This window comes from Segetibacter aerophilus, from assembly GCF_007991655.1.
Taxonomy (GTDB): domain Bacteria; phylum Bacteroidota; class Bacteroidia; order Chitinophagales; family Chitinophagaceae; genus Segetibacter; species Segetibacter aerophilus.
In genome coordinates, this window is sequence record NZ_BJYT01000012.1 from 51,198 (window position 1) to 76,404 (window position 25,207).

A 25,207-nucleotide genomic window follows, 5' to 3' on the forward strand; every position below is an offset into this window, starting at 1 on the left:
ATGAATGATGTAGCCCACCCGCTATATTTGCATACGGCAAAAAAAGTTACATGACGATTAGTTACAAATGGTTGAGCGAATACCTTCCAAACGAAATAGACCCGCAGGAGCTTTCAAAGATTTTGACATCGATTGGTTTAGAAGTAGAAAGTTTGGAAAAATTTGAAAGTATTAAAGGAGGCTTACATGGTGTAGTGACAGGATCGGTGCTTGAGGTATCGCAACATCCAAACGCCGATAAGCTTAAACTAACAAAGGTTGACATTGGATCGGGGAGTCCACTTAAAATTGTTTGCGGAGCAGCCAATGTTGTTGCAGGGCAAAAGGTTTTGGTAGCTACAGTTGGATCAACGATCTACCCAACAAATGGACAACCCATTACGATAAAAGCAGCAAAGATTAGGGGCGAAGAAAGCGAAGGGATGATTTGTGCTGAAGATGAAATCGGGCTTGGAACAAGTCACGAAGGAGTTTTAGTTCTTCCACAGGAAGTTCCTGTAGGAACGAAAGCTGCTGATTATTTTAAACCTTATACTGACTATATTTTTGAAATTGGCCTAACTCCAAATCGAATGGATGCAATGAGTCATCTGGGAGTGGCCAGAGATGTTTGTGCTTACTTAACTCATCACAACAAACAAGAGGTAAAGCCCAAAAGTCCTTTTGTAAACAGTTTTAAAGCCGACAGTCACTCATTGCAAATTGCAGTAACAATTGAAAATAAAGAGGCCTGTAAACGTTACTCAGGAGTTACAATTTCGGCAGTGACTGTAAAAGAAAGTCCTAAATGGCTTCAGGATAAATTGTTGGCGATAGGACAAAGACCTATCAATAACATTGTAGACATCACCAATTTTATTTTACACGAAACGGGTCAACCGTTGCATGCATTTGATGCGGCGGCTATAAAGGGCGGAACCATAGTAGTTAAAAACTTAGCCCAAAATTCCCCTTTTACTACACTGGACCAAAAAGAAAGAAAGCTCGATGAGACAGATCTGATGATTTGTAATGCTGAAGAGGGAATGTGTATCGCCGGTGTATTTGGAGGAGCGGAGAGTGGTGTAAAAGCTGACACTAAAAATATCTTTCTGGAAAGTGCGTGGTTCAACCCGATAACGATTCGCAAGACATCTTTTCGACATGGGTTACGAACCGAAGCCGCAGCCAGATTTGAAAAAGGGGTAGATATTTCAAACGTTGTAAATGTTTTAAAAAGAGCAGCTCTGTTGGTAAAACAGGTGGCAGGAGGCGAAATTTCTTCAGACATCGTAGATGTTTATCCTGAGCCGCAGGACAAAACTCAAGTAGGTATCAAGTATCATTACCTAAAAAAGTTAAGTGGTAAGAATTATCATCCCGATGCCATAAAAAGAATATTAACAAGCCTGGGGTTCGAGATCGTTAAAGAAGGCATAGATGAATTATGGGTATTAGTTCCCTATAGCAAGCCCGACATTTCGTTACCCGCTGATTTAGTAGAAGAGATTTTAAGAATTGATGGATTAGATAACGTTGAGATTACCGGTAGCATGACCATCACTCCTGCCGTTGATGAGAACATCTTGAAAGAAAATTTGAGGGAGAAAATCTCAGGCTACCTGGTAGGTTTAGGTTTTAATGAAATTGTGACTAATTCGATTACTAACAGTAAATATTATACAGAGGCTGAATTAGGGGGAGCGGCTAAAATGATTAATAGCCTAAGCGCTGACCTTGATGTAATGAGGCTTTCAATGGTAGAAACTGGCCTGGAAACAATTGCTTACAACATCAACCGGAAAAATAAAGATCTCTTATTGTTCGAATTTGGCAAGACCTACCATTCCTCAGGAGTGGGCGATTATAAGGAAAAAGAGCACCTTTCTTTATACATAACAGGTAGCCGGCAACAGGATAGCTGGAAGTCAAAACAGGAGGCAATTGATTTTTTCTTCGCAAAAGGAATTGCGGCCGGAATTGTTCGGGTTGTCGGGCTGGATACTCCTTCTCTTCAAAAAAAGGATATTAATGGATTTTCTCTTGCGCTGGCTAAAACTGTAAATGGACAGCAATTATTAACTGTAGGAGAAATTGATCCGAATAAGCTAAAAGCTTTTGATATAAAACAGCCGGTGTTCTTTATTGATTTTGATTGGCTACTGTTATTGAAGTTAGTGAGTAATGAAAATATTACTTACAAAGAAGTTTCTAAATTTCCAGCAATGCAAAGAGATCTTGCCGTTGTTGTAGATAAAACCGTAACATTTGAAGCAGTCGAAGATGTGGTCGAAAAAACAAAAATTCCTACATTACAAAATCTACAGCTGTTTGATGTTTTTGAAAGCGAAAAACTTGGCAAGGACAGAAAATCCTTAGCAGTAAGTTTTACTTTTTTAGATGAAGAAAAAACACTGACAGATAAAGAAGTGGATGAAGTAATGGATCGCCTCATCCTAACTTTTGAGCGGGAGCTAAGCGCCGAAATTAGAAGATAACTTGCAAATACAATTTGTATGGAAGACATGCAGGAGCAAATACAGCGAATTGAAACTAAAGTGCAGCAATTACTGAAAGAGTACAACAACGCTCAAAAGGAAGTTCAGCGGTTGCAAAAAGAAAACGAGAACCTCGCGAGGCAATTACAAACACAGACCGAGCAGGCGAATAAACTTCATCAGCGGGTTGATGCGCAAACCTTTTCTTCGTCAAACATGGAGGATAAAGCTAAAAAGGACCTGGAAAAGCGCATTAACACTTACTTGAAAGACATTGATAAATGCCTTGCACTACTACATTCTTAACATTATGTCTAAGCCGCTCATTCCCATAAATATAATTGTAGCTGACCGGAGTTATAGGCTAAAGATTGATCCCGATGATGAGGAAGTGGTAAGAAGGACTTTAAAGATTATCAATGAGAAAATTATTGACTACAAAACCAACTTTGCCGGAAAAGACATGCAGGATTACGTGTCAATGGTGTTACTATGGTATGCAACGGAACAACAAAAACCTACTCCGGAGATGACCTCCCAAACAGGAAGCCAGGCTAAACTGGACAAACTTGAAGAACTACTTAATAAGGCCATTCCTATAAAATAAAGAGCCCCTGCTTTCACAGAGGCCGTAGGGTACGGATACAACAGTTTTGCAACAGCTAGTATCCAGACTAAATATACTACATATACTTCACTTTTTTCTTTCCTAAAGGCTACTATATCTAAATCTAATTTTTAGCTTTCGCTACCAGTAAAGTTTAATAAAGACCAGCTAGCGCGTCTCTTCCTTTTGACCTTTCTTAAATAAAAATTGAAAAAGTCGAAATTGAAAAAATGTAATTAAGTAGCCCGCAATTTTTACAAATAGCAAATATGGGCGAATAAACATTTAAAGTACAAGTGAGTGACACAACAATGGTAAGACATCGGCTAATGTTTGTACCAAAAACAAACCTATCTAATAAGAGAAAAAAATGGCAGAACCCCGAAAGAAGGTACGTTTTAGCACACAACCTCCTTTGGCGTAACCCTGCTTTATCAACCGCTTTTATCGTTCATAATAATTATCTTCGCGAACCTATACAATCATTTATAACAGAAATGGAGGGTATAACCATATGAAATTAAACTTTTTAAAAACAAACAGAAAAGCATGGGGACCATAGTATTAACCATAATTATTGGCATTGTCGGAGTAGTTGCAGGAATTATTATAGGAAAATTAATTTTTGCCAAAGACACAAGAAAACAGGTAGAGGATGCGGAGCAGCAAGCGCAAAGAATTATTGCTGATGCACAAATGCAGTCGGAGACTTTAAAAAAAGAGAAGATACTTGAGGCGAAGGAAAGATTTGTTCAACTAAAGAGTGAGCATGACAAGGAGGTTATAGACAAAAACCGTAAGATCGCTGACATTGAAAACAGGTTAAAACAAAAGGAAGTCTCAATTAATCAAAAGGAGGTCAACCTCGACAAACAATTAAAGGATAACGAGTCGATTAAAGAAAACCTGAACAGACAACTTGAAGTAGTAAGCCAAAAGCGAACTGAACTTGAGAAACACCAGGAAGAACACATTCGTAGACTGGAAAAGATTGCTGCCCTAACTGCGGAAGAAGCAAGAAACCAATTAATTGAAAGCTTGAAGCAGGAAGCGCAAAGCCGCGCACTGAGCATACAGCAGGAGATTATTGACGATGCTAAACAGAAGGCAAATAAAGAGGCTCGTAAGATTATCATTCAAACTATTCAAAGAACTGCTGCAGAACAAGCCATTGAAAATGCTATTACTGTTTTCAATCTTGAAACAGATGAAATAAAAGGCCAAATCATTGGACGTGAAGGCCGTAACATTAGGGCCATTGAAGCCGCAACCGGCGTTGACTTGATCGTAGATGATACGCCGGAAGCAATTGTACTTTCTTCTTTTGATCCCCTTCGACGCGAAATTGCTCGGTTGAGTTTACAACGCCTTATTTCTGATGGACGTATTCACCCGGCTCGTATAGAGGAAGTGGTTGAAAAAACGCGTAAGCAACTGGAAGAGCAAATTATGGAGATCGGTGAGCGCACGGTGATAGAACTAGGTATTCACGGGCTTCATAAAGAACTGGTACGTATTGTAGGAAAAATGAGGTTTAGGTCGTCTTATGGCCAAAACCTTCTAATGCATAGCCGTGAGGTAGCTAACTTGTGTGGGCTGATGGCAAGTGAATTAGGCATGAATCCTAAACTTGCTAAACGTGCCGGGTTGCTTCACGACATTGGAAAGGTTCCGGACGAGGAGACAGAACTAAGCCACGCATTACTTGGAGCCAAGCTTGCTGAAAAGTTTGGTGAAAATCCTGCAGTGATAAATGCAATTGGGGCGCATCACGACGAAATGGAAATGCAGTATGTGATTTCTCCTATTATTCAGGCTTGTGATGCCATAAGCGGTGCAAGACCTGGTGCCCGACGAGAAATTATGCAACAATATTTGCAAAGAATAAAAGAGCTCGAAACCCTTGCGCTAACATACCAGGGAGTAGAGAAAGCATATGCAATTCAAGCAGGTCGTGAACTAAGGGTAATCGTAGAGGCTGATAAAGTCACCGATAATGATAGTGACAAACTGAGCTTTGAAATTGCACAGAAGATTCAAACTGATATGACTTATCCTGGCCAGATAAAAGTTACTGTAATCAGGGAGAAGAGAGCTGTTAACATTGCAAGATAAACTGAAATCTAATTATAAATTGAAACCCGCTTTAGGCGGGTTTTTTATTTACGTTAACAGTCGTGCAACCAAAAGGAGCTAACTGCCAGTCTTAGTAGTAAGATTACCAGTCAATTATCCAATATTTCTTAAAAGGCCGCTGCAATTTCTTCCCAAAGAATTGTTTGCCCCCGTAATCATTTTCTGAAATAATTAATTGGTGTATGAAATCATTTGTAGAGTACCCGTTGGACTTTGAAAAAATCCTGTTTCCTGAAGTATCAGAGAAAAGCTATTCAGGTAAGCTAATAGCCCATTACGAATTATACAGAAAAGTAAGTCATTTGGAAGGTTGCGTTGTAAAGTGTGGGATTGCTTCGGAAGAAGGTTTTACACGCTTTTCAATGCTGCGAAATCTCGTAACTGCCCACCCAAATCAAAAAGTGGTTGCTTTTGAAAAATTTTCGAAAAGCCTCTATCTTACAAGTAGTACAGATGACAGTAGTAAGTTAAAATATCATATTAAGAGATCGCCTATCAACGTAAGTAGGATTCAGCAGAAGCTGGATAAAAAAGGAATTAAACAACAAATCGATTTCGTTCCGGGAAACATTGGAGACTCGATTCCCGAATACCTAATGGAAAATCCGGAGATGAAGATCGCTTATCTCAATATTGACTTTGATGATTACGAAAGTTCATTAACAACCCTTCAGTATTTTTACCCTCGGCTCGTTCACGACGGTATACTTATTTTCGACAATTACTACAAAAAAGAGGAAGATTATCAAGCGGTCAAAGATTATTTCAAGTATTCTGAAAATCGTATTCTTAATTTTTCTGTTAATAAAGGGCCGCACTACTTAGTGAGAATGTAAAAAGAATGTTTAAAAACTTTTTCCATCAATCATTTCCCCTTACCTTCGCAATCCGAAAAAAAATTTGATATGAACGCTGTAGCTTATGTGCATGAGCAGTTAACTGTAAACAAAGAAGTACCTAAATTCAAAGCAGGTGATAACGTTACCGTTAATTATAAAATTATTGAAGGTAATAAAGAGAGAATTCAGTCTTTTAAAGGTGATGTAATCAAGCGCCAGGGTCAAGGTGCAACGGCAACATTTACTGTACGTAAAATTTCTGATGGAGTTGGCGTAGAAAGATTGTTCCCTGTTAACTCTCCTAATATTGAATCAATTGTACTGCATAAGGTTGGTAAAGTTAACCGCGCTAAACTGTTCTACCTTCGTGAGAGAAGCGGTAAGAGTGCAAGGATTAAAGAAAAACGATACTAGTATTTACTTTAGAATATTTCTAAAAACGGAAACCAAAAGGTTTCCGTTTTTGGGTTATAGCTACTTAATGGACCTATTTAATTATTCGTTTAAATATTAAACCTTTACTAAACTTTACACGTATTTTAGAGGTCAGTTATATCAACACAACATTATAAAACCTATTTTTGTAGTCTAAATCACAAGCGATGTTCACTAATTTATTAATCGGAATGCCAGGAGGCAGCGAATGGATTTTAATTGTTCTTGCCGTATTAATCTTATTTGGAGGCAGAAAAATACCGGAATTCATGAGAGGTCTTGGAAAAGGTATCCGAGAATTCAATGATGCTAAAGACAACGTGAAGAAGGAAATTGAAGAGGGAATGAGTGAAAAAGAGGTAAAGAAAGCTTCTCAAGGTTCATCTGTTCAGCCGTAAACCTTTAGTTAAAGCAGCTCCTTTTGGTAAGTTTTCAGTCTATTTCGGAATATCATAATTTATTAATGAACGGCCAAACCACTTGTGTGGAGGCCGTTCGTCATTATCTGGATAAAATATCTGCTTCCTCTCATCTCAATGCCTGGTTAGAAGTTTACGAAGTCGAAGCTTTGGAAACGGCCGCGTTGCTTGACAAGCAGAGGCACAGCGGTTCACCTTTAGGAAGGCTTCATGGAGTGATAGTAGGCATTAAGGACGTTATTTGCCATAAGGACCATAAAGTATCTGCTGCTTCTCGAGTCCTCGAAAATTTCACGTCAGTCTATAGTGCTACAGCTACGGACAGGTTGCTTGCAGATGAAGCAATTATAATCGGACGTCAAAACTGTGACGAATTTGCTATGGGTAGTAGCAATGAAAATTCGGCTTATGGCCCTGTCCGTAACGCCATTGATGAAGAAAGAGTTCCAGGAGGGTCATCAGGTGGCTCAGCAGTAGCCGTGCAAGCAGGAATGTGTATGGTTAGCCTTGGGAGTGACACTGGCGGGTCGGTTAGACAGCCGGCCGACTTCTGTGGTATAGTTGGAATGAAACCTTCCTATGGTTCAATTTCCCGTTACGGACTGATTGCTTACGCTTCTTCTTTTGACCAAATTGGTATCCTAGCGAAGAATGTGGACGATGTGAAACTCGTTCTCGATGTAATTGCCGGTGCGGATGAATTTGATAGTACAGTTAAGCAAAAACCTTCTCATATCCCTGCTTTAAAAAAGAGCTATAGATTTTGTTACTTTCAAAATGCTTTGGAACATTCTAGTCTCGATCCTACAATTTCCGAAGAGATAAAAGGGTTTATAAAGAAATTAACCGGAGAAGGACACACCGTAGAACCAGTCGCTTTTGACCTGCTTGATTACATTGTTCCTACCTACTATGTTTTAACTACTGCTGAAGCCAGCAGTAACCTTTCCAGGTACGACGGAGTTAAGTATGGCTACAGGAACTCGAATAAAGAAAACAACTTAAACGAGTTGTATCAACAAACTAGGAGTGAAGGTTTTGGACCAGAAGTTAAAAGAAGAATCTTGTTGGGCACATTTGTTCTTAGTGCAGGCTATTTTGATGCATATTTTACAAAAGCTCAAAAAGTAAGAAGATTGCTGGTAGACAAAACTCTAAAAATTTTCGAAGAATATGATGCTATTATTCTACCAACTGTGCCAACTCCAGCATACAAAATAGGCGAAAAGAAAGACCCGGTAGAAATTTTTCTAGCCGATATCTACACTGTCTATGCTAACCTCGTTGGCATTCCCGCTATTTCTCTTCCACTTTTTAAGAACGATAAAGGGCTCCCTTTTGGGTTACAATTGATGTCGTCTCAGAATAATGAGCTACATTTGCTCTCCCTTTCAAAATTGTTAATAAACCTACGGTTTTCAGGGAAGTAATCCACACCTATAGATTTACCGACGACCAAGACGAGGCTTTATAACCTGTTTCATTAACTAAACATTTCTAGTGTAAATCATGAAAAATGTAAAATTTGTTGTCAAGCTTCGTCGGCTTGTGAAATCTTTGGCTCTATGTTTTTTTATCCCATCTGTATTTGTTGCCGGTAGTGCCTTCAAATCATTTCCGAAAGTTGGTGATCCCGTGAAGTCTTTGGTAAGTACTTCATTAAATGACAAAAGTGGTTTCAAAAGTCTTTTTTCAGCTTCATACTTCGATCCCACAAAACCTTATGTTACACAACTAAACCCTAAAGCTTTACCGTTCGTACAAAACTATATTCGCGAAGAAGGTGCTGACCTTGAGAAAATGAAAGTTTGGGGTAAGCCGTATTTTGATGTCTACGATGCCATTCTGCGTGAGCACGGATTGCCTTTGGAATTAAAATATCTCTCAGTTATTGAGTCTTCCCTAGTATCAAATAGTGTTTCAGTTGCCGGAGCTGTTGGCCCTTGGCAAATTATGGCCGGAGAAGCTAGAAGAATGGGTCTTAAGGTAGGGGGACGCAATGATGAAAGAACGAACTTTTATAAGAGTACTTATGCAGCGGCAAGAATTCTAAAAGAGCTGCACAAGCAATTCAACGATTGGTTACTTGTTGTTGCTGCCTACAATTGTGGTGCTGGCCGGTTAAGGCAAGCTATTAGAAAAAGTGGAACGAGGAATTTTTGGGAGCTGCAAGCTTTTCTTCCTGCGGAAACAAGAAATCATGTGAAAAGATTTATTGGGACACACTTCGTTTTTGAAGGAAACGGCGGTTTGACTACTATGACAGCCTCGGAGATTTTGGATTACGACCTTAAAACAGCAGCAGTAAATAACAGGAATTTGTCGGTTGCGGGAGAAGTAGGAAATACGCTAATTGAAGTTGCTGGTAAATACCGATCGACTGTTGTAGCAAAAAAATTGGGTATCGATCTTACCATATTTAATAAGCTTAATCCAAATTTTGATAAGTTGGTAGCAATGGGCGAGACCTATCAAATGAGGTTACCGAACGAAAAAGCTAGTTTGTTTTATAGTAGCAAGAATGCAATCCTGAACGAAAGCGTTCAAGCTAGTTTGCAGATGTAAATTGGGTGATATTTTTATATGTAGCGGAGTAAATGAAAACGTCAGTTTTTATTTACTCCGCTTTCTTATTTTCTGAAAATATATTCAGAATTGCTCCCGCTTTTAATAGGCATTCCTCGTATTCTTTTTCAGGTTCGCTTGAAGCGGTAATAGCGCTGCCCGTATGGAACGAAATATTAGTCGTGGTAGCATTATAGACGATACTTCGAATTACCACATTAAAATCAAAATCTTTTGTTGGCGTTATATAGCCAAGCGTGCCTGAATAAATGCCTCTTTTATCGTGTTCATACTTTTTAATTAACTCCATTACCTTTCTTTTAGGCGCGCCGGTCATACTGCCCATTGGGAAAGTTGCCTTTAGAATATCTGAAAGTCCCGTATCTTTTTCAACACTTCCGCTAACTGTAGAAATCATTTGATGGACATGCGAGAAAGAGTATATTCCAAAAAGCTCTTCCACTACTACTGAGCCCTCCTTACAAATCTTGCTTAGGTCATTCCTTACCAGGTCAACTACGATGACGTTCTCGGTCTGGTCCTTCAAGCTGTCTTTTAATTCTGTTTTATTCAATTCGTCTTCCTTTTGATCAAACCTGTTCCTTGCAGATGTTCCTTTGATGGGTTGAGATATAATTTTCGTCCCTGTCTTCTTGAGATATCTCTCGGGACTTGCACAAAGGAGATAGTTTTCACGAACGCGGTAGAATGCAGAGAAAGGGTTTGGAGCTATGTCACTCAGCTTAGCGTAAACGGCAGCGGGTTCAATGTGACAAGTCGCACGAAATTCCTGGCAGAAGTTTATCTCGTAACAGTCACCGTGCTGAATATGTCGCTGAAGCTGCTCAATGCTATTTAAATATTCCTCTTTTTCAATTGTAGGTGTAAAAACAACGTTACTAAGCTTTGGCTGATTTACAGGCAGTTTTGTTATTTCTGAAAAAACTTTATTTGCGTCTTGATCAAGTACACCAATTGTTAGAATATCTTCTTTCAGTTCAAGAACAGTTTCAGGAACAAAGAGAAAAAAGTCTGGAAAGCCATCTTTATTGGAGGATGAAGAAAAAGTTTGCCCTTCAATTATGTTTTTAGCTTCGTAATTAAAGTGTCCGAAGATGAAATCCTGGTGATTGCCAATGTAATTAGTAAGGGAAGATAAAAAATCACCTGTCGGTTGAAAGATTGAGGCAGCGCCCGCCCCTAATAAACATTCGAAAGAATTGTAATTGGATTTATAATAGTGGTTATCAAGCAAACAGCAGATGTTAAACTGGTTGGCCCAGGTTAACATCTGCTGTTTTATAAGATCGCTATTTTCTACTTTGAAAGTATGATAAGCTCTGGCCACAAAGGTTTATGAGATGATGCTAATAATCGTCGTCATCATCGTCGAACTTCGATGATTTGTTGTCGAAAAGATCTTTGAACTCATCGTCTATTTTAAAATCATCGTCATCATCTTTAGCGCTCTTCTTTGTCGTACCTGTTTTTTTTGCTGTCGATTTAGGTAAATCAAACTCATCAAAGTCAGGGTCCCAATCATCCTCTTCTTCCGCTTTATTCCATGTATCATCAACTTCATCAACATCGCTATCGTCGTCCCCGTCTTCTTCCGACTTACCTTTTACCGCCGCAACTTTTTTTCCCTTTGCAGGCTTTTCATCTTCAGCATCTAAATCGTCATCATCGTCTTCAAGTTGTTTTTTCGGTTTTGATGCGATTTTTTTTGCCGCCGCACCAGTCTTAGGAGCTGCTTTCTTAGGGGTCTTTTCTTGATCAGATTTTGCTGCCATAACTATAGAATTTGGTCACGTAAAATTTAGAACTGTTTTCTATCCGTCCAAAATTTTTATTGAAAAATTATAAAAAATGTAAACGATGAAATTTGATAAAAATTTTAAAGTGCGACAATTTGCTCCCTACCGGGACCATTAGATACATATTTAACAGGAGCGCCGACAAAGCTGTTGATGAACTTAACATACTCATTCATTGTGGCAGGAAGGTTTGCACTTTCTTTGATCGCCGTAGTATCAGTATTCCAACCTTTGAAAGATTTGTAAACGGGCTCAATCTTAACCTTTGAAATGGCAAATGGAACTTCTTTCTTTTCTTCTCCGTTAATAAGATAAGAGGTACACATGCTTAATTCTTGAAAGGAGTCGAGAACATCTGCTTTTGTCATCACAATTTTTGTAACGCCATTAATCATACAAGCATATTGTAAAGCTACAAGATCAATCCAGCCGCATCTGCGAGGACGACCTGTAGTAGCCCCAAACTCTGAACCAATTTTACGTAACTCTTCGCCTGTTTCATCAAAAAGTTCTGTGGGGAACGGCCCGCTTCCTACCCTGGTACAATAAGCTTTTGAAACACCAATTACCTCATTTATTTTTTGGGGAGCTACTCCCAAACCAGTGCAAACTCCTGCAGAAATGGTGTTGGAGGATGTCACAAAAGGAAAAGTTCCAAAGTCTACATCAAGCATGCTGCCTTGTGCTCCTTCTGCCAGAATTTTTTGTCCCTCTGAAATTTTATTGTTGAGGAAATATTCACCGTTCACCACGTTCAATGAGCGCAAAAATTCTATTGCATCAAAGAACTCGTCTTCCCAATCTGATATGTCTTCGTTAAAGTGAAAATTGTCTAGTAGCCTTTGATGTTTTAAACGAAGTTTTATATAATTAGTAATAAAACTTTTATCTAAAATATCGCCAACCCTAATGGCGTTACGACCAGTTTTATCCATGTAAGCCGGTCCGATACCTTTTAATGTACTACCTATCTTTTCTGTTCCTTTCGAGGTTTCAGAGGCTTTATCTAGAGCGCGGTGCGTAGGAACAATAATGTTTGTTCTTTCAGAAATATAAAGGTTCTTTCTAACGTCGATACCAAAAGAGGCGACAAGGTCGCATTCTCTCTTTAGAGTAACCGGATCTAAAACAACCCCACCACCAATAAGATTGATTGTGTTTTGATGAAAGATACCTGAAGGTATCTGGTGCAGCACTACTTTTTTATCTTCTACATAAAGAGTATGACCCGCATTTGGACCACCCTGGAAGCGGGCAACAAGGTCATAATTCGGGGCGAAAAAATCGACAATCTTCCCTTTTCCTTCGTCGCCCCATTGTAAACCAAGAATAACATCAACCATTGTAAAATGTATTTGCGTTTCCGGCAAAATTAATGGAACTGACTTTACTTCGGCTATTTATTGTGTTGTCGCAAGAGGATGCGGAAAAATGCCCGCAAAAGAATTTGCCCTAAAAAGCTTTAAACTACCACGAGTTGCTCCGGATCAATTTGCTGCCCCAAAGATGCAGTACAAGTGAGTGACACAACAATGTCGCTTATAGATTCGATTGACGGCAAACACCATATCTTCCTTCATTTCAGAAAAGGCAATAAAAAGTTCTAAACTACTCTGCATCGAAACGATCGACAGTTTGAATGCCTTTGAGCATCTTTAAGCGCTCCACCAATTCTTCCAACTCTTCTTTGTCGTGCACAAATACTTTTATGGTTCCTTCAAACAACCCTTCATGAGATTCGATGGCAAGGGCGGCAATATTTATTTTGAGGTCGCCTGATATTACGTTTGTAATCTTGTTTACCACACCGACATCATCCATGCCGATGATTTTTAGCCCGGTAAGGAAACTGATCTCCTTATTTTTTGCCCACTTGGTTTTAACTACGCGATGTCCATAATTAGAAAGCAAACTAGGCGCATTGGGACAGCTTGTGCGATGAATGATTAAACCTTTGCCGGTGCTTACAAAACCAAAAACGTCGTCGCCGGGAATAGGGTTACAGCACTTGGCCAAAGTGTACATGATCTTATCGCTGCTCTCGCCAAAAATGATCAGTTCAGAGTCCTTTTTTGAATAGTGTGGGGTAATCTCTGCCGGTACTTCCTGAACGGGTTTCTGAGGTTTGGGCGGTTCGAGCCTGTCACCCAGTATCTGGAACTCTTTTAATTCTTTTAGATCGATTGCTTTAACCGCAACCTGGTAGTAAAAATCAAGCTGCGAATGGAATTTGTAAAATGCAACCAGCGTATCAATGTTTTGCTGTGAATAGGCAGCACCTATACCTTCCAGCTTTCGCTGAAGTATGTATTTTCCTTCTTCGGCAATGGTTCGTTTTACCTCTTTAAGGGCATCCTTTATTTTGTTCTTGGCTTTGGCGGTAACAACAAAGCTGAGCCAATCTTCACTTGGCTTTTGCTTGCTGCTTGTAATGATTTCAACCTGGTCGCCGCTGCGGAGTTTATGACTTATCGGAACAAGCTTGTGGTTGATCTTCGCGCCAATACATTTTGTACCGATGGCACTATGTATGCTAAAAGCAAAGTCTAATGCTGTGCTTCCAATCGGCAGCATTTTTACATCACCTTTCGGGGTATATACGTAAATTTCCTCGGCAAGAAAACTGGTCTTAAAATCTTGCAGAAAATCGACCCCGTCTGTGTCCTGTGTATTTAAAACCTCTCGTATCTGGCTAAACCATTTATCAAAGCGGTCTTCATCTGCTGAGCCTTCTTTGTATTTGTAGTGGGCAGCAAGACCCTTTTCTGCAATTTCGTTCATGCGTTTAGATCGTATCTGCACCTCGACCCATTTGCCTTGCGGCCCCATTACTGTAGTATGTAACGCCTCGTAGCCATTGCTTTTGGGATTGCTCAACCAATCTCTTAATCTTTCTGGGGAGGGAGTATATTCATCCGTGATAATTGAGTAGACTTTCCAGCAGTGCTCTTTCTCGCGGGCATGAGGCGAATTCAGAATGATTCTAATGGCAAACAAATCGTACACCTCTTCAAAGGCAACACCTTTTTTCTTTATTTTATTCCAGATTGAATGGATGCTTTTTGGACGGCCGTAAATTTCAAAATCAAATCCACCACTGATCAGTTTTTCTTTCACCGGCCTGATGAACTCGTTGATATACCTTGTTCGTTCGCGCTTAGTTTCTGCAAGTTTACGGGCAATGTCTTTGTAGGTCTCTGGCTCCATGTACTTCATCGATAAGTCTTCGAGCTCTGTTTTGATGTTGTACAATCCCATCCGGTGAGCAAGCGGTGCATAGACCCAGACTGTTTCACTTGAGATTTTAAGCTGCTTTTCGCGCTTCATACTGTCAAGCGTACGCATGTTGTGTAACCGATCAGCAAGCTTAATTAAAATGACCCGCGGATCATCTGTAAGTGTGAGCAAAATCTTCTTGAAATTCTCCGCCTGCTGACTGGTATTATTATCAATGACGGTAGAGATTTTTGTAAGTCCGTCTACAATCCTGGCTATCTCATGGCCAAATTCTCTTTCAACATCTTCAAATGTCAGGTCAGTATCTTCAACAGTATCATGAAGCAGTGCACAAATAGTACTACGGACACCTAAGCCAATTTCTTCCACGCAAATCATGGCAACGGCAAGTGGATGAATGATGTAAGGTTCACCGCTTTTTCTGCGCATGGTTTTGTGGGCTTCGGCAGCCATCTCAAAAGCATGGCGCACCAATTCCTTGTCGCCTTTTTTTAATTTTTCGCGCAATGCCCGAAGCAATGCACGGTAATGGCGCAAAATTTCCTTCTTTTCCTGCTCCTCGTTTAAATTATATTTCGGCGTTAACGGTGCCGCTACTATTTCTTGCTCTTCCATATGTACGAATTTACGAAAACAGCTGCAATCAAGATCGCGGAAGCAGCATTATGCCGGGAAATGATGGTTAAGAGAATTGAAAAAAGCGGGAAAATTTTCCCGCTTTTAACTCCGATTTTAAATGTGTTTATAAATGCCCGCCTACTTTAAAGGTTAGCCGACCAGGTGTTATTTGCATCATTGATATCAGGTAATCTTTTTGATGGATCAATTACCACCGAAGTTATTTTATCGGTAGAGTTTACCCTGAACGTCCACTTGCTGCCATGATGCCAAACTTCAACCGGTAGTTTTACAAGCTCTGATTTTCCATTTGCTTGTGTAATCTGTACTGTTACGGGCAGCGGCATCATTTGCAATAATTCTATTGTAACCAAGCCACCTTTTGCAGCATCGTTCTCTACATACTTAACATCTGCGACACCTGCATCAAATTTCCAGTTATTGATGAACCAACCACGCCAGAACCAGTCAAGGGTTTCTCCACTATAATTTTCTATCGCCCTGAAAAAGTCCCACGGTGTAGGATGTTTGAAAGCCCAACTATTTATGTAATAGCGGAATGCCTTATCAAATCTTTCCTGGCCCAGGATTTCTTCACGTAATAACAGGAGGCCCAGAGCCGGTTTGTTATAGCTATTGATGCCCCAGTTTGCAGGAGAGTTCACATCAGGAAGATTGAAGATGCTTTCGGTTTTATCGGAAAAATATTGCTTGGCAAGGCGGTACCTGCCGGTGGTGTCATTGCCAAACTCGCCGTTGTTGTAAGCTGCGTTCGCGACTGTATTTATAAAAGTGTTGAAACCTTCGTCCATCCAGGCATACTTACGTTCGTTGCTGCCAACGATCATTGGAAACCAGTTGTGCCCAAACTCGTGGCTCGTAACGCCCCAAAGGCTTTTTTTCCTTGATCTATAACTACAAAAGACGATCCCGGGATATTCCATTCCACCTACGCGGCCTGCCACGTTTACCGCCACGGGGTAAGTGTAAGGATACCATTGGTTTGAATAATGTTCTAAAGAGCCTTTCACAAATTCAGTAGACCTACCCCATGCTGTATCTCCTGCGCTTTCTACCGGGTATACTGACATTGCCAATGCTGTCTTATTATTTGGAAGGTTCATTTTTGCAGCATCCCATATGAAAGATTTGCTTGCTGCCCAGGCAACATCCCTTGCATTCTGACATTTAAATCTCCAGGTAAGCTGGCTTTTATTAGTTGGACGTGATGCCGGGTCTGTTACCTCGTTTTCACCCCTGATCACTATTGTTTTGTCACTTTGTTTTGCCTTTGCCAGCCTACTTACTTGCGCGGCCGTTAACACCTCTGATGGGTTTTGTAATTCGCCTGATCCTACGATGATGTGGCCGGCAGGTGCAGTAATGCTGTAATCAAAGTTGCCGTATTCAAGATAGAATTCACCTTGCCCTAAATAAGGCAACGTGTTCCATCCTTGCACATTATCAAAAACACACATCCGGGGATACCATTGTGCTACTTCGTAAATCCATCCGTTTTTTGTTTGTACCCTTCCAAGCCGGTCGGTGCCATATTCTGGTATGGTGAAAGAATAAGTGATTTTTACTTTCACCGAATCTCCGTTTCCTTTTACAGCTTGTGGTAATTGAACTTGTAAACGGGTATCAGAAATCAGGTAAACAGCTTTTGTTTCTTTTCCCGCTTTCACTATGCTGACTGACTGAATGTTGTATCCTCCGTTGAAGTTTTGGTTAGCCCATCTTCCGCCGGCGGTTGCGGTTTGAGCAACCCCTCTAGATTCAACGTTGTAAATGTTCTGATCAGCTTGTAACCATAAAAATGGCAGGCTTTGCGGGCTGTTATTTTTGTAGGTAATTAAAACTGTTCCCGCGACCGAATGGCTATTATCGTCGAGTGTCACATCAATCTTGTAATTGGCGGCGTTCTGCCAATATTTGGGGCCGGGAGTTCCTGCAGAGGTGCGCACATCATCTCCATAATTTGGATAAAACTCAGGATTAAAAGCCTGGTGCGCGTCAAAAATGGAAGTCGAAGCGGCAGCACTGTTCGTCGTCTGTGCAGACAGGCCACTACTAAAAAACAACGCACCACAAAGGGAGAGAGTACTTAATAATTTCATTGGTTATAACCTTTTTTAAAGTATTTTTTTATTTACCTGATAGATCTTCAGTTAGGCAAATATCCTTCCATTTGTAAATAGGGCCGCTTTTTTAGATTTTAATTAATGGAAAAAAGCTGCCGAAATGTTTCGATCTAGCTATTTGTCTTTAAAAAACAATTCAAGTTTTGTTTGTAATTTTCACTGATGCAACAAAACCAATTTCTACTCTACGGAGCAAATGGCTACACCGGTGAACTCATCGCGAGGTTTGCTTCTGAATATAACCTGCAACCTATTCTAGCGGGCAGGCGTAAGGAGGCGTTGAAAGCTTTAGGCACCAGGCTAAATATGCCCTATAAAGTGTTTGACCTTGCTGATACGGCCGCATTGGAAGCAGCGCTCAAAGAAGTGAAAGTAGTGGTTCACTGTGCAGGTCCTTTCGACCATACAGCTAAGCCAATGGCAGATGCTTGTTTAAAAACAGGGGTACATTACCTGGATATCAACGGCGATATGGATGTGTATGCCTTGTTGTATTCATACAACGAGGCGGCAAAAAAGGCGGGGGTGATGATTATGTCAGGGGCAGGATTTGACGTTGTTCCGACTGATTGTACGGCATTGTTTCTTAAAAAATTACTTCCCTCTGCTACTTCTTTGCAATTAGCGTTTGCTACGCCGGGAGGGGGATTGTCACATGGAACAGCTACCACAACGGTGCAGAAATTAGGCGATCCCGGAGCAGTTAGGAAAGATGGAAAACTAATACCGGTCCCGGTAGGTCATAAAGGAATGAAAGTTGATTTCGGAGGAGGCCAAAAGTTGTTTGTAATGAGCCTGCCGTGGGGCGACGTGTATACCGCTTATCTTACCACGGGCATCCCTGACATAGAAAGTTATACTGCTGTACCAGCAGCGGCTTATTGGCTTTTAAAATTCCAGTTTTTGTTCAATTGGCTTTTGCGGACGGCCTTTGTAAGAGGTCTTGTTAAAAAGAAAATCGACAAGGCACCGCCAGGTTTGGAGGATTCTAAGAGAGAAAAATCAACCAGCTTAGTTTGGGGTAAAGTGACTGATAAAGCCGGAAACAAAAGAATTGCAAGACTATCAGGACCTGATGCTTATACACTCACTGCTTATTGCACGTTGCTTATTGCCAGAAAAATATTAGACGGTCACTTTGCTCCGGGATATCAAACACCGGCAGGAGCTTATGGTGAAGATTTGATTATGGAGATAAAGGGGGTGAAAAGGGAAGTCGTAAATTAAAAAATGGGGATGAAATTATTCCAGCTATTGTTTTCATAGCAGCATCATTGCGTCGCAATCAGTTCGTCAGCATATCATTTTGCGACTTTCCTTTTCTTTCCACGTATAAAGGAATGGGGTTCAAACGATCAATAGAAAACATGCAGTTGCTGTGTGCGACGCAACGATGATTAATTGAAAGACAAACGCTGGTACAAAAAGAAACATCCAAATTTTTAGAAATGTTTAGACAGCCGGCTCAACCCATGCATCACTTTCTTTTAGCAGCATGATTAATTCTGATACAGCTATATCGCTGTTTACATTTCGCTTTACCACCTCTTTACCCCGGTACAAAGTAATCTTTCCAACACCGCTACCCACATAGCCGAAATCTGCATCAGCCATTTCACCGGGACCATTAACGATGCAACCCATGATAGCAATCTTAACACCCTTTAAATGATTGGTTACTGCACGAATCTTAGCTGTAGTCTCCTGCAACTCGAAAAGGGTACGGCCGCAGGAAGGGCACGAGATGTATTCGGTTTTAGAAATGCGGGTACGTGTCGCCTGAAGAATGCTGAAAGCGGTTGAATTAATAAACTGTTCAATGGTCGCGTTGTTTAGGTAATTTCTTCCAGAAGCATTGTTTGCTGAAGCACTGTTGTATGCATTGCTGTTCATACCAAGACAAACGCCGTCACCAAAACCGTCGAGCAAAAGGGCGCCGCATTCGGTTGCATAATGAATGAGATGTTCATCTGCAGTTTGCCAGTAGCTGTCGCAGATGATAACCGCGGGATTGAGAACGTTTCTAAGTTCTAATTCCATGAACATGCGACGAACTGCGGGCATCGCATGAGGATGAGTGCTGCTAAGGCAAAGCACGACAGTCGGATCATTAGCCAGTGCATCTAAATGCGTAAAGTCATTTACAGACGTGGTGTCGTTAAAGCAGTCAATCATTACAAAATTGAGATTGCTTTTTACATCGGCTTTTACATAACCACTATCTTGAAATATTGGGAAGTACTTTGTTTTGTCTTCAACCTGCAGCCACGCGTTAGGATACACTATTACCTTTAAAGTGCCTGGTAGCGCGAAAGACAAAATTTGGCTGCCGGTAAAAACATAGTCTGCAGCAGCATCACTGATAGCCCACTTATCCGTTGCTTCATTATAGGTATAACCAATGCTTTGTAAATGGGCCGGAGTTATTTTATCAATTTTACTAAAGTCAGCAATTACAACGGGGACGTGTTTTTCGCCAATATTGTCAACAGCAAACGTAGCTCTTCTCTTATATACAAAAGGGTCGTAAGGAATTTTTTCAACAGGGGGAATGACAGGGGGGACAGTTGACAGTTGATTGTTGTTATATGACAGATTAGTGTTGCTGTCTGTTATCTTACTTCTGTCATCCGTCATCTTGTTTTCATATCTCTTAACTAGATCACGACAAACCGGTATTTCAAATTCAGGATCTTCTGTAAGGCTGACGCGAATAGTATCGCCAATTCCATCTTCGAGCAAAGTGCCAATACCGGCAGCACTTTTAACCCTTCCGTCCTCTCCATCACCGGCCTCGGTAACGCCAAGGTGTAAAGGATAACATTCGTTAAACTCCTGCATCATTTGCTGAATGAGCAGCCGGTAAGCTTGGACCATGACCTGGGGATTGCTGCTCTTCATGCTAAGCACAATACTATGATAACTTTCTGCCCTTGCTATACGTAAAAACTCCATCGCACTTTCAACCATTCCCATCGGCGTGTCGCCGTAGCGGCTCATGATACGATCGCTTAAACTGCCATGATTGGTGCCGATCCGCATAGCTGTTCCATACTCGCGACAAATTTTTACAAGCGGAGTAAAACGTTCCCTGATACGGTCTATTTCTTCGTTGTATTCAAGATCGGTGTAATCGATGAATTCAAACTTCTTTTTGTCAACGTAATTACCGGGATTAACACGCACTTTCTCAATAATTCGTGCGGCGATTTCGGCTGCATTAGGTGTAAAATGTATGTCTGCAATTAGAGGGGTTGTGTAGCCACGTCTTCTTAGTTCTTCCTTTATGTTGCGAAGATTTTCCGCTTCATTTTTACTAGGTGCTGTTATGCGAACCAGCTCAGCACCAGCTTCTATACAACGGATAGTTTGCTCTACTGTACCAATCGTATCCATGGTATCAGTAGTCGTCATAGTTTGAAGCCTTATTGGATGATTATTGCCTAAGACTAAATCTCCAACTTTGACTTCGCGGGTAGCTAATCTTTTATATTCGGTTAATGAGTTACAGTATAGTTGCATGATGATATTAAATTAGGAAATGGGAAATTAGGAATTAGAAATAACGAATTAGGAATGAGTACTTTCGAATTGATGATTCCTGGTTCAAAACCTCCCAATTGGGCTGCTACCAATCTTTGCCATTTGCGCCGCCGGTATTATTCTTTTTCTGGATGCCTTGCTGAAGTTTTTTCTCTTCCTGTCTTAGGGAATTGAGCATCTGTTCCGCTTGTTTTTGATTGAGCTTACTTTTATTCTGGGGTTGGTCGTTTGGCTTTTGCTTCTGTTTGTCCTTATCCTGCTTTTTCTTATCCTCTTTGGGCTGCTGCTGTTGTTGCTTTTTTAATTCATTCAATGCCTTTTGCAGGTTCTGGCGAGCTTCTTCATCCGTTGGAATTAACCGAAGAGCATCCTTATAAGCCATTATGCTTTCCTGTAATTTCTGCTGCCTTGTTAGTGCAACCCCCTTGTTATATACTGCCCTTGATTTTCCGTTTGGATCCTTTGCATTTTCTGCAGCATTATCATAAACTTTTTCAGCTGCTTCCGTTTTTTTGCTTTTATACAATGCGTTGCCGAGGTTGTACATCGCCAACGGGTTCTTTTCATTTATATCGGCTGCTTTCTGATATTCTTCAGCGGCTTTATCATACTGCTGCTTTTTATAAAGCTCGTTGCCTTTTATTACCAAAGGCTTTTCCTGCTGGCAATTTGCAATTACAGTTATGATTGAAAATAATATCGTTAACGCTATTTTCCCCATGACAGCCACTTCATTTTTCGTTCAGGAATAATTATTTCTAGGATAAGGAAAATAACAGCAACGAGTAAAAACCATTGAAAGTAAGAGTTGTAAACCCTTATTCCGGTTCCACCGATCTGTTTCTTTTCCATCTGGTCTATCGAAGCCGCCACACGATTTGCAACTTCATCTGCTGTTGAAAACAAATTGTATTCACCACCCGTTTGTGTTGCTATCATTTGCAAATCCTGCTCATTTAATTTTGACACAACAGTATTACCGCTTTCATCCTTTTTAAAGTCATTTGTTCCAGGATCGAAAATTGGTGCACCGTCAGGGGAGCCAATTCCAATTGTATGAACTACTACTCCGTTGTCTTGTAGTTCTTTTAAAACTGCAGTGGCTTTTTCATCATGGTCTTCACCATCCGAAATAAGTATGACTGCTTTGTATTTTTTTTCTTTCGTATCTAACGAAGTATTGCAGAGCCTTAATGCATCGCCGATTACAGTACCCTGTGTTGGCACAGCATCAGGACTTGCATTAGACACATACAATTTAGCTGCACCAAGGTCAGTTGTAAGAGGCATTTGCAAAAAAGCTTGCCCGGCAAAAACGACCATGCCTAGCCGGTTATTGCCCATTTTATCGATGATCTTACTAAGCACTTGCTTGGCCCGCTCTAAACGGTTTGGCTTTATGTCTTGCGCGAGCATACTATTACTTACATCAAGCGCAACCATTACGTCCACGCCTGTTCTGTTGCCAGTGTTTCCTGGTGCTGGCGTTCTCATGTTGGCGGCTCCTACAACACACAGGGCAAGGGCAGCAATGATTAGAAGAAATTTATAATTGAAATACCTGGGTGAATAATCAGACGTGAGTGCATTCACCAACTCTTCATCACCAATTTGTTTCTTTACTTTTTTCTTCCATCGAAGAACCAGTACAAACAATAAAGTAATCGGAACGAGGACCAGCAGGCCCAATAAAAAGTCAGTATTTTGAAAGGATACCATTAAATGAAATAATGCATTTAGCGCAAGCTACAGAGATGTTTACTAAGGAAAACAAAAAATGAACCAATTACATTTTGCCTTCAAGGAAACCTAATTGTTTCAGGATGCCTCTCATCATTTTCATTCTTACATCAGGCATTGGCAGGTCATGAGCACCTTCAATATTGAGGGAGAAAAAATAAGGGTGTTGGTTCTCAACAACCCAACCTATCATCCAACCTAAAGAGTTTCCGTTTTCGCGAAATCCCCACCCGGTTTTATATGCAAGGGTATAATTAGAATTCTTTTCCATTGCCATTACTTCTTTAACAATGCGCATGCTTCTTTTTTGAAAAGGCAACTGGTCGAAATAAAGTTTTTTTACCAATCCCAATTGTTCGTCCGGCGTGACTTTTATAGAGTTGTCGAGCCAAAACGTGTCGATCTTTCCAATCTTATGCTTCTGGTACCGTGAGCCATATCCTAAAGTATCAATCCAGAATTGCATCATGTCTTTTCCAATTCGCCTGGCAATTTCCTGGTAATAAGGAACGGCCGAGACTTTAAACGCTTCCTCCATTGTGAGGTCTTTGTTCCATGCAGTAGCGGTGTCACCTAAGGGATATCTACGAACGACTCCATCCCACTTTATCACCATTTTTTCGTCAGTAATTTTTCCGCTCTCAAGGGCGATAAGAGAATTAACAATTTTAAAGGTAGATGCAGGCAGGTAAGTACTGTCTTTAAAACGGTTTAAATTATAGATGGTAAATTCTCCGTTTCCATTATTAAACAGGCCGAAAGTTCCTTCTACATGATTGTCATCAAAGAACTTCTTAAGGCTGTTATCAACCACCACGTTATTTTGTCCGCACGATGCAATAGTAAGTGCAAGTATGATAAAGCAAAACCAATTCCTCATGTAAAAATTTTTGCAAAGATAGAACACGACATGCGATGCATTTGTTTTGATTCAGGCCTCGTTCTTTTTAAAGTAGCCTTTCGTAGGATATATATAGAAGCTTAAAATAATCGGTCCAATTTTCGTATCATTTATATATTTGCTCTTCATACATCTAATGAAACTTTTAAGCCCTGCCATATCGAGATTAGCCAGATTTAGGCTTTGGAGAATTGAACATTGGATGAATAATCCGGTCTCTGTTCAATTCGAATTATTGCAGGATTTGATCACTTCAGCCCAGTACACAGAAATCGGTCGGAGGTATGGATTTGAAAAATTGTACACCCTTAAAAGTTTCAAAGAAGCTGTTCCTATCCACGAATACGATGACCTGAAACCTTACATCGAACGGTGCATGCAGGGCGAACAGAATCTTTTATGGAACACACCCATTACCTGGTTTGCTAAAAGCAGTGGCACTACAAGTGAAAAAAGCAAGTTCATTCCTGTCTCAGAGGAAAGCCTTGGGGAAAGCCACTTCCAGGGTACAAAAGACGTCCTGACTTTATACTACAATTACAACCCTGATAGTGATCTTTTGATGGGCAAGGGCCTTGTCATTGGTGGCAGCCACCAGGTCAGTAAACTAAATGAAGAAGCCCAGTTTGGAGATCTGAGCGCTGTGCTAATGCAGAACACTCCTTTTTGGGGCCATTGGTTACGCACCCCTGAGTTGTCAATTGCCCTATTGGATGAATGGGAAACTAAGATCGAAAAACTTGCCGAAACCACCATTGTTGAAAACGTTACCAGCATCAGCGGCGTCCCGACCTGGACTTTGGTTTTAATAAAAAGGATACTTGAAATAACAGGAAAGCAAACTTTGAAAGAAGTCTGGCCAAATCTGGAACTCTATATTCATGGCGGTGTGTCTTTTACACCTTATCGAGAGCAATTTGAGAAACTGATAGGAGCTCCCATTAACTACATTGACCTTTATAATGCAAGCGAAGGTTTTTTTGCAGCACAAAATAATCCGGATGAAGAAGGCATGTTGCTGTTTTTGCAACACGGCATTTTTTACGAGTTTATGCCCGTGGAAGAATATGGCAAGGAAAACCCTCAAACCTTGCAACTCGATGAAGTTGAGCTCGGAAAAAACTATGCTGTGGTTATAAGCTCCAACGGTGGGTTATGGCGTTACCTTATTGGCGACACTGTTCAGTTTGTATCGAAGGCTCCATTTAAAATTAAAGTGTCAGGCCGCATCAAACACTTCATTAATGCTTTTGGCGAAGAGGTAATCGTTGATAATTCTGACCGTGCGATTGCCGTGGCAAGTGAAAAAACGGGGGCAATCGTAAAAGATTATACTGCCGCCCCCATCTATTTTAGCGAACGCGGAAACGGGGGCCACGAATGGTTGGTTGAATTTGAAAAAGCACCTTCAGATCTCGGCTTGTTTACTTACGAATTAGACACCGCTTTGAAAAACGTCAACAGCGATTATGAAGCAAAGCGACATAAGGACATTGCTTTGAAAATGCCGGTTGTTCATGCTTTAAATAAATGCGTTTTTGAAGAATGGTTAAGAAGCAAGGGCAAGCTCGGCGGTCAGCATAAGGTACCACGGCTAAGTAACGATCGAAAGTATATCGAAGAGATTCTTGCGATTGCCAACGGCGAAAAAGCAAACAAGTGTTTTTGATAAAGCGTTCGTTGCAATATTTGTAATGGTACAGGCAGAAGTTTTCCATAGCCTCATTCT

General features: G+C 40.6%; 20 protein-coding genes. 11 read left to right on the forward strand and 9 right to left on the reverse strand.

Annotated features, from left to right (window positions below):
• Positions 1–50 precede the first annotated feature (50 nt).
• The 9 genes from pheT (at position 51) to SAE01_RS15775 (ending at position 9,478) form a co-directional block, all read left to right on the forward strand.
• A complete protein-coding gene (gene pheT / locus SAE01_RS15735; RefSeq protein ID WP_147204749.1) occupies positions 51–2,477 on the forward strand; it encodes a phenylalanine--tRNA ligase subunit beta in 2,427 nt (808 codons plus the stop codon).
• Between the two features lie 18 nt (positions 2,478–2,495).
• Positions 2,496–2,783: a DUF3450 domain-containing protein gene (locus tag SAE01_RS15740; RefSeq protein WP_147204750.1), complete on the forward strand. Its 288-nt coding sequence runs from the start codon at positions 2,496–2,498 to the stop codon at positions 2,781–2,783.
• Positions 2,784–2,787: 4 nt separating this feature from the next.
• Entirely contained in the window at positions 2,788–3,084 is a 297-nt protein-coding gene (locus tag SAE01_RS15745; protein ID WP_147204751.1) for a cell division protein ZapA, read from the forward strand.
• A gap of 549 nt (positions 3,085–3,633) precedes the next feature.
• Entirely contained in the window at positions 3,634–5,199 is a 1,566-nt protein-coding gene (rny, locus tag SAE01_RS15750) for a ribonuclease Y (protein WP_147204752.1), read from the forward strand.
• 203 nt (positions 5,200–5,402) lie between these two features.
• Entirely contained in the window at positions 5,403–6,056 is a 654-nt protein-coding gene (locus SAE01_RS15755) for a TylF/MycF/NovP-related O-methyltransferase (protein WP_147204753.1), read from the forward strand.
• Between the two features lie 69 nt (positions 6,057–6,125).
• Positions 6,126–6,473 carry a 50S ribosomal protein L19 gene (gene rplS, locus SAE01_RS15760; RefSeq protein ID WP_147204754.1) on the forward strand — a complete coding sequence of 116 codons (348 nt, stop codon included), beginning with the start codon at positions 6,126–6,128 and terminating at the stop codon, positions 6,471–6,473.
• A 188-nt stretch (positions 6,474–6,661) separates the two neighbouring features.
• A complete protein-coding gene (locus tag SAE01_RS15765) occupies positions 6,662–6,892 on the forward strand; it encodes a Sec-independent protein translocase subunit TatA/TatB (RefSeq protein WP_170234171.1) in 231 nt (76 codons plus the stop codon).
• A 65-nt stretch (positions 6,893–6,957) separates the two neighbouring features.
• Positions 6,958–8,343 carry an Asp-tRNA(Asn)/Glu-tRNA(Gln) amidotransferase subunit GatA gene (gene gatA, locus SAE01_RS15770; RefSeq protein WP_246113258.1) on the forward strand — a complete coding sequence of 462 codons (1,386 nt, stop codon included), beginning with the start codon at positions 6,958–6,960 and terminating at the stop codon, positions 8,341–8,343.
• Between the two features lie 79 nt (positions 8,344–8,422).
• Positions 8,423–9,478, forward strand: a complete 1,056-nt coding sequence (locus tag SAE01_RS15775) for a transglycosylase SLT domain-containing protein (protein WP_147204756.1) — start codon at positions 8,423–8,425, stop codon at positions 9,476–9,478.
• A 52-nt stretch (positions 9,479–9,530) separates the two neighbouring features.
• Here SAE01_RS15775 and SAE01_RS15780 read toward each other — a convergent pair whose 3' ends face one another.
• From SAE01_RS15780 to SAE01_RS15800, 5 genes are all read right to left on the reverse strand, one after another.
• Complete coding sequence (locus tag SAE01_RS15780) at positions 9,531–10,826, reverse strand: anthranilate synthase component I family protein (RefSeq protein ID WP_246113259.1); 1,296 nt, start codon at positions 10,824–10,826, stop codon at positions 9,531–9,533.
• Between the two features lie 19 nt (positions 10,827–10,845).
• Positions 10,846–11,271 (reverse strand): hypothetical protein, encoded by a 426-nt coding sequence (locus SAE01_RS15785; protein WP_147204757.1) that lies wholly within the window; start codon positions 11,269–11,271, stop codon positions 10,846–10,848.
• Between the two features lie 104 nt (positions 11,272–11,375).
• On the reverse strand, positions 11,376–12,638 hold the full coding sequence (locus SAE01_RS15790; RefSeq protein ID WP_147204758.1) for an adenylosuccinate synthase: 1,263 nt from the start codon (positions 12,636–12,638) through the stop codon (positions 11,376–11,378).
• Between the two features lie 265 nt (positions 12,639–12,903).
• On the reverse strand, positions 12,904–15,147 hold the full coding sequence (locus tag SAE01_RS15795) for a RelA/SpoT family protein (protein ID WP_147204759.1): 2,244 nt from the start codon (positions 15,145–15,147) through the stop codon (positions 12,904–12,906).
• Between the two features lie 146 nt (positions 15,148–15,293).
• A complete protein-coding gene (locus tag SAE01_RS15800) occupies positions 15,294–17,270 on the reverse strand; it encodes a M1 family metallopeptidase (protein WP_147204760.1) in 1,977 nt (658 codons plus the stop codon).
• A gap of 186 nt (positions 17,271–17,456) precedes the next feature.
• On the opposite strand from SAE01_RS15800, the gene SAE01_RS15805 reads away from it, so the two are divergent.
• The gene (locus SAE01_RS15805; RefSeq protein ID WP_147204761.1) at positions 17,457–18,521 is read left to right on the forward strand and encodes a saccharopine dehydrogenase family protein; all 1,065 of its coding nucleotides are present in this window, start codon (positions 17,457–17,459) and stop codon (positions 18,519–18,521) included.
• 225 nt (positions 18,522–18,746) lie between these two features.
• Here SAE01_RS15805 and ispG read toward each other — a convergent pair whose 3' ends face one another.
• From ispG to SAE01_RS15825, 4 genes are all read right to left on the reverse strand, one after another.
• On the reverse strand, positions 18,747–20,816 hold the full coding sequence (ispG, locus tag SAE01_RS15810; RefSeq protein ID WP_147204762.1) for a (E)-4-hydroxy-3-methylbut-2-enyl-diphosphate synthase: 2,070 nt from the start codon (positions 20,814–20,816) through the stop codon (positions 18,747–18,749).
• 106 nt (positions 20,817–20,922) lie between these two features.
• Positions 20,923–21,558 (reverse strand): tetratricopeptide repeat protein, encoded by a 636-nt coding sequence (locus tag SAE01_RS15815; protein WP_147204763.1) that lies wholly within the window; start codon positions 21,556–21,558, stop codon positions 20,923–20,925.
• Complete coding sequence (locus tag SAE01_RS15820; RefSeq protein ID WP_147204764.1) at positions 21,546–22,556, reverse strand: VWA domain-containing protein; 1,011 nt, start codon at positions 22,554–22,556, stop codon at positions 21,546–21,548. The genes SAE01_RS15815 and SAE01_RS15820 overlap by 13 nt, the downstream gene beginning before the upstream one ends.
• A 67-nt stretch (positions 22,557–22,623) precedes the next feature.
• Positions 22,624–23,457, reverse strand: a complete 834-nt coding sequence (locus SAE01_RS15825) for a penicillin-binding transpeptidase domain-containing protein (protein ID WP_147204765.1) — start codon at positions 23,455–23,457, stop codon at positions 22,624–22,626.
• Positions 23,458–23,614: 157 nt separating this feature from the next.
• Between SAE01_RS15825 and SAE01_RS15830 the strand changes: the two genes are divergently transcribed.
• Entirely contained in the window at positions 23,615–25,147 is a 1,533-nt protein-coding gene (locus SAE01_RS15830; protein WP_147204766.1) for a GH3 auxin-responsive promoter family protein, read from the forward strand.
• The last annotated feature ends 60 nt before the right edge of the window (positions 25,148–25,207 follow it).

Excerpts from the sequence above, each read along its gene's own strand:
- SAE01_RS15740 (WP_147204750.1), top strand. The coding sequence starts at position 2,496 with ATGGAAGACATGCAGGAGCAAATACAGCGAATTGAAACTAAAGTGCAG.
- SAE01_RS15785 (WP_147204757.1), bottom strand. The coding sequence starts at position 11,271 with ATGGCAGCAAAATCTGATCAAGAAAAGACCCCTAAGAAAGCAGCTCCT.
- SAE01_RS15790 (WP_147204758.1), bottom strand. The coding sequence starts at position 12,638 with ATGGTTGATGTTATTCTTGGTTTACAATGGGGCGACGAAGGAAAAGGG.
- SAE01_RS15825 (WP_147204765.1), bottom strand. The coding sequence starts at position 23,457 with ATGAGGAATTGGTTTTGCTTTATCATACTTGCACTTACTATTGCATCG.
- rny (WP_147204752.1), top strand. The coding sequence starts at position 3,634 with ATGGGGACCATAGTATTAACCATAATTATTGGCATTGTCGGAGTAGTT.
- SAE01_RS15795 (WP_147204759.1), bottom strand. The coding sequence starts at position 15,147 with ATGGAAGAGCAAGAAATAGTAGCGGCACCGTTAACGCCGAAATATAAT.
- gatA (WP_246113258.1), top strand. The coding sequence starts at position 6,958 with ATGAACGGCCAAACCACTTGTGTGGAGGCCGTTCGTCATTATCTGGAT.
- ispG (WP_147204762.1), bottom strand. The coding sequence starts at position 20,816 with ATGCAACTATACTGTAACTCATTAACCGAATATAAAAGATTAGCTACC.
- SAE01_RS15775 (WP_147204756.1), top strand. The coding sequence starts at position 8,423 with ATGAAAAATGTAAAATTTGTTGTCAAGCTTCGTCGGCTTGTGAAATCT.
- pheT (WP_147204749.1), top strand. The coding sequence starts at position 51 with ATGACGATTAGTTACAAATGGTTGAGCGAATACCTTCCAAACGAAATA.
- SAE01_RS15755 (WP_147204753.1), top strand. The coding sequence starts at position 5,403 with ATGAAATCATTTGTAGAGTACCCGTTGGACTTTGAAAAAATCCTGTTT.
- SAE01_RS15830 (WP_147204766.1), top strand. The coding sequence starts at position 23,615 with ATGAAACTTTTAAGCCCTGCCATATCGAGATTAGCCAGATTTAGGCTT.
- SAE01_RS15805 (WP_147204761.1), top strand. The coding sequence starts at position 17,457 with ATGCAACAAAACCAATTTCTACTCTACGGAGCAAATGGCTACACCGGT.
- SAE01_RS15815 (WP_147204763.1), bottom strand. The coding sequence starts at position 21,558 with ATGGGGAAAATAGCGTTAACGATATTATTTTCAATCATAACTGTAATT.
- SAE01_RS15765 (WP_170234171.1), top strand. The coding sequence starts at position 6,662 with ATGTTCACTAATTTATTAATCGGAATGCCAGGAGGCAGCGAATGGATT.
- rplS (WP_147204754.1), top strand. The coding sequence starts at position 6,126 with ATGAACGCTGTAGCTTATGTGCATGAGCAGTTAACTGTAAACAAAGAA.
- SAE01_RS15745 (WP_147204751.1), top strand. The coding sequence starts at position 2,788 with ATGTCTAAGCCGCTCATTCCCATAAATATAATTGTAGCTGACCGGAGT.
- SAE01_RS15820 (WP_147204764.1), bottom strand. The coding sequence starts at position 22,556 with ATGGTATCCTTTCAAAATACTGACTTTTTATTGGGCCTGCTGGTCCTC.
- SAE01_RS15800 (WP_147204760.1), bottom strand. The coding sequence starts at position 17,270 with ATGAAATTATTAAGTACTCTCTCCCTTTGTGGTGCGTTGTTTTTTAGT.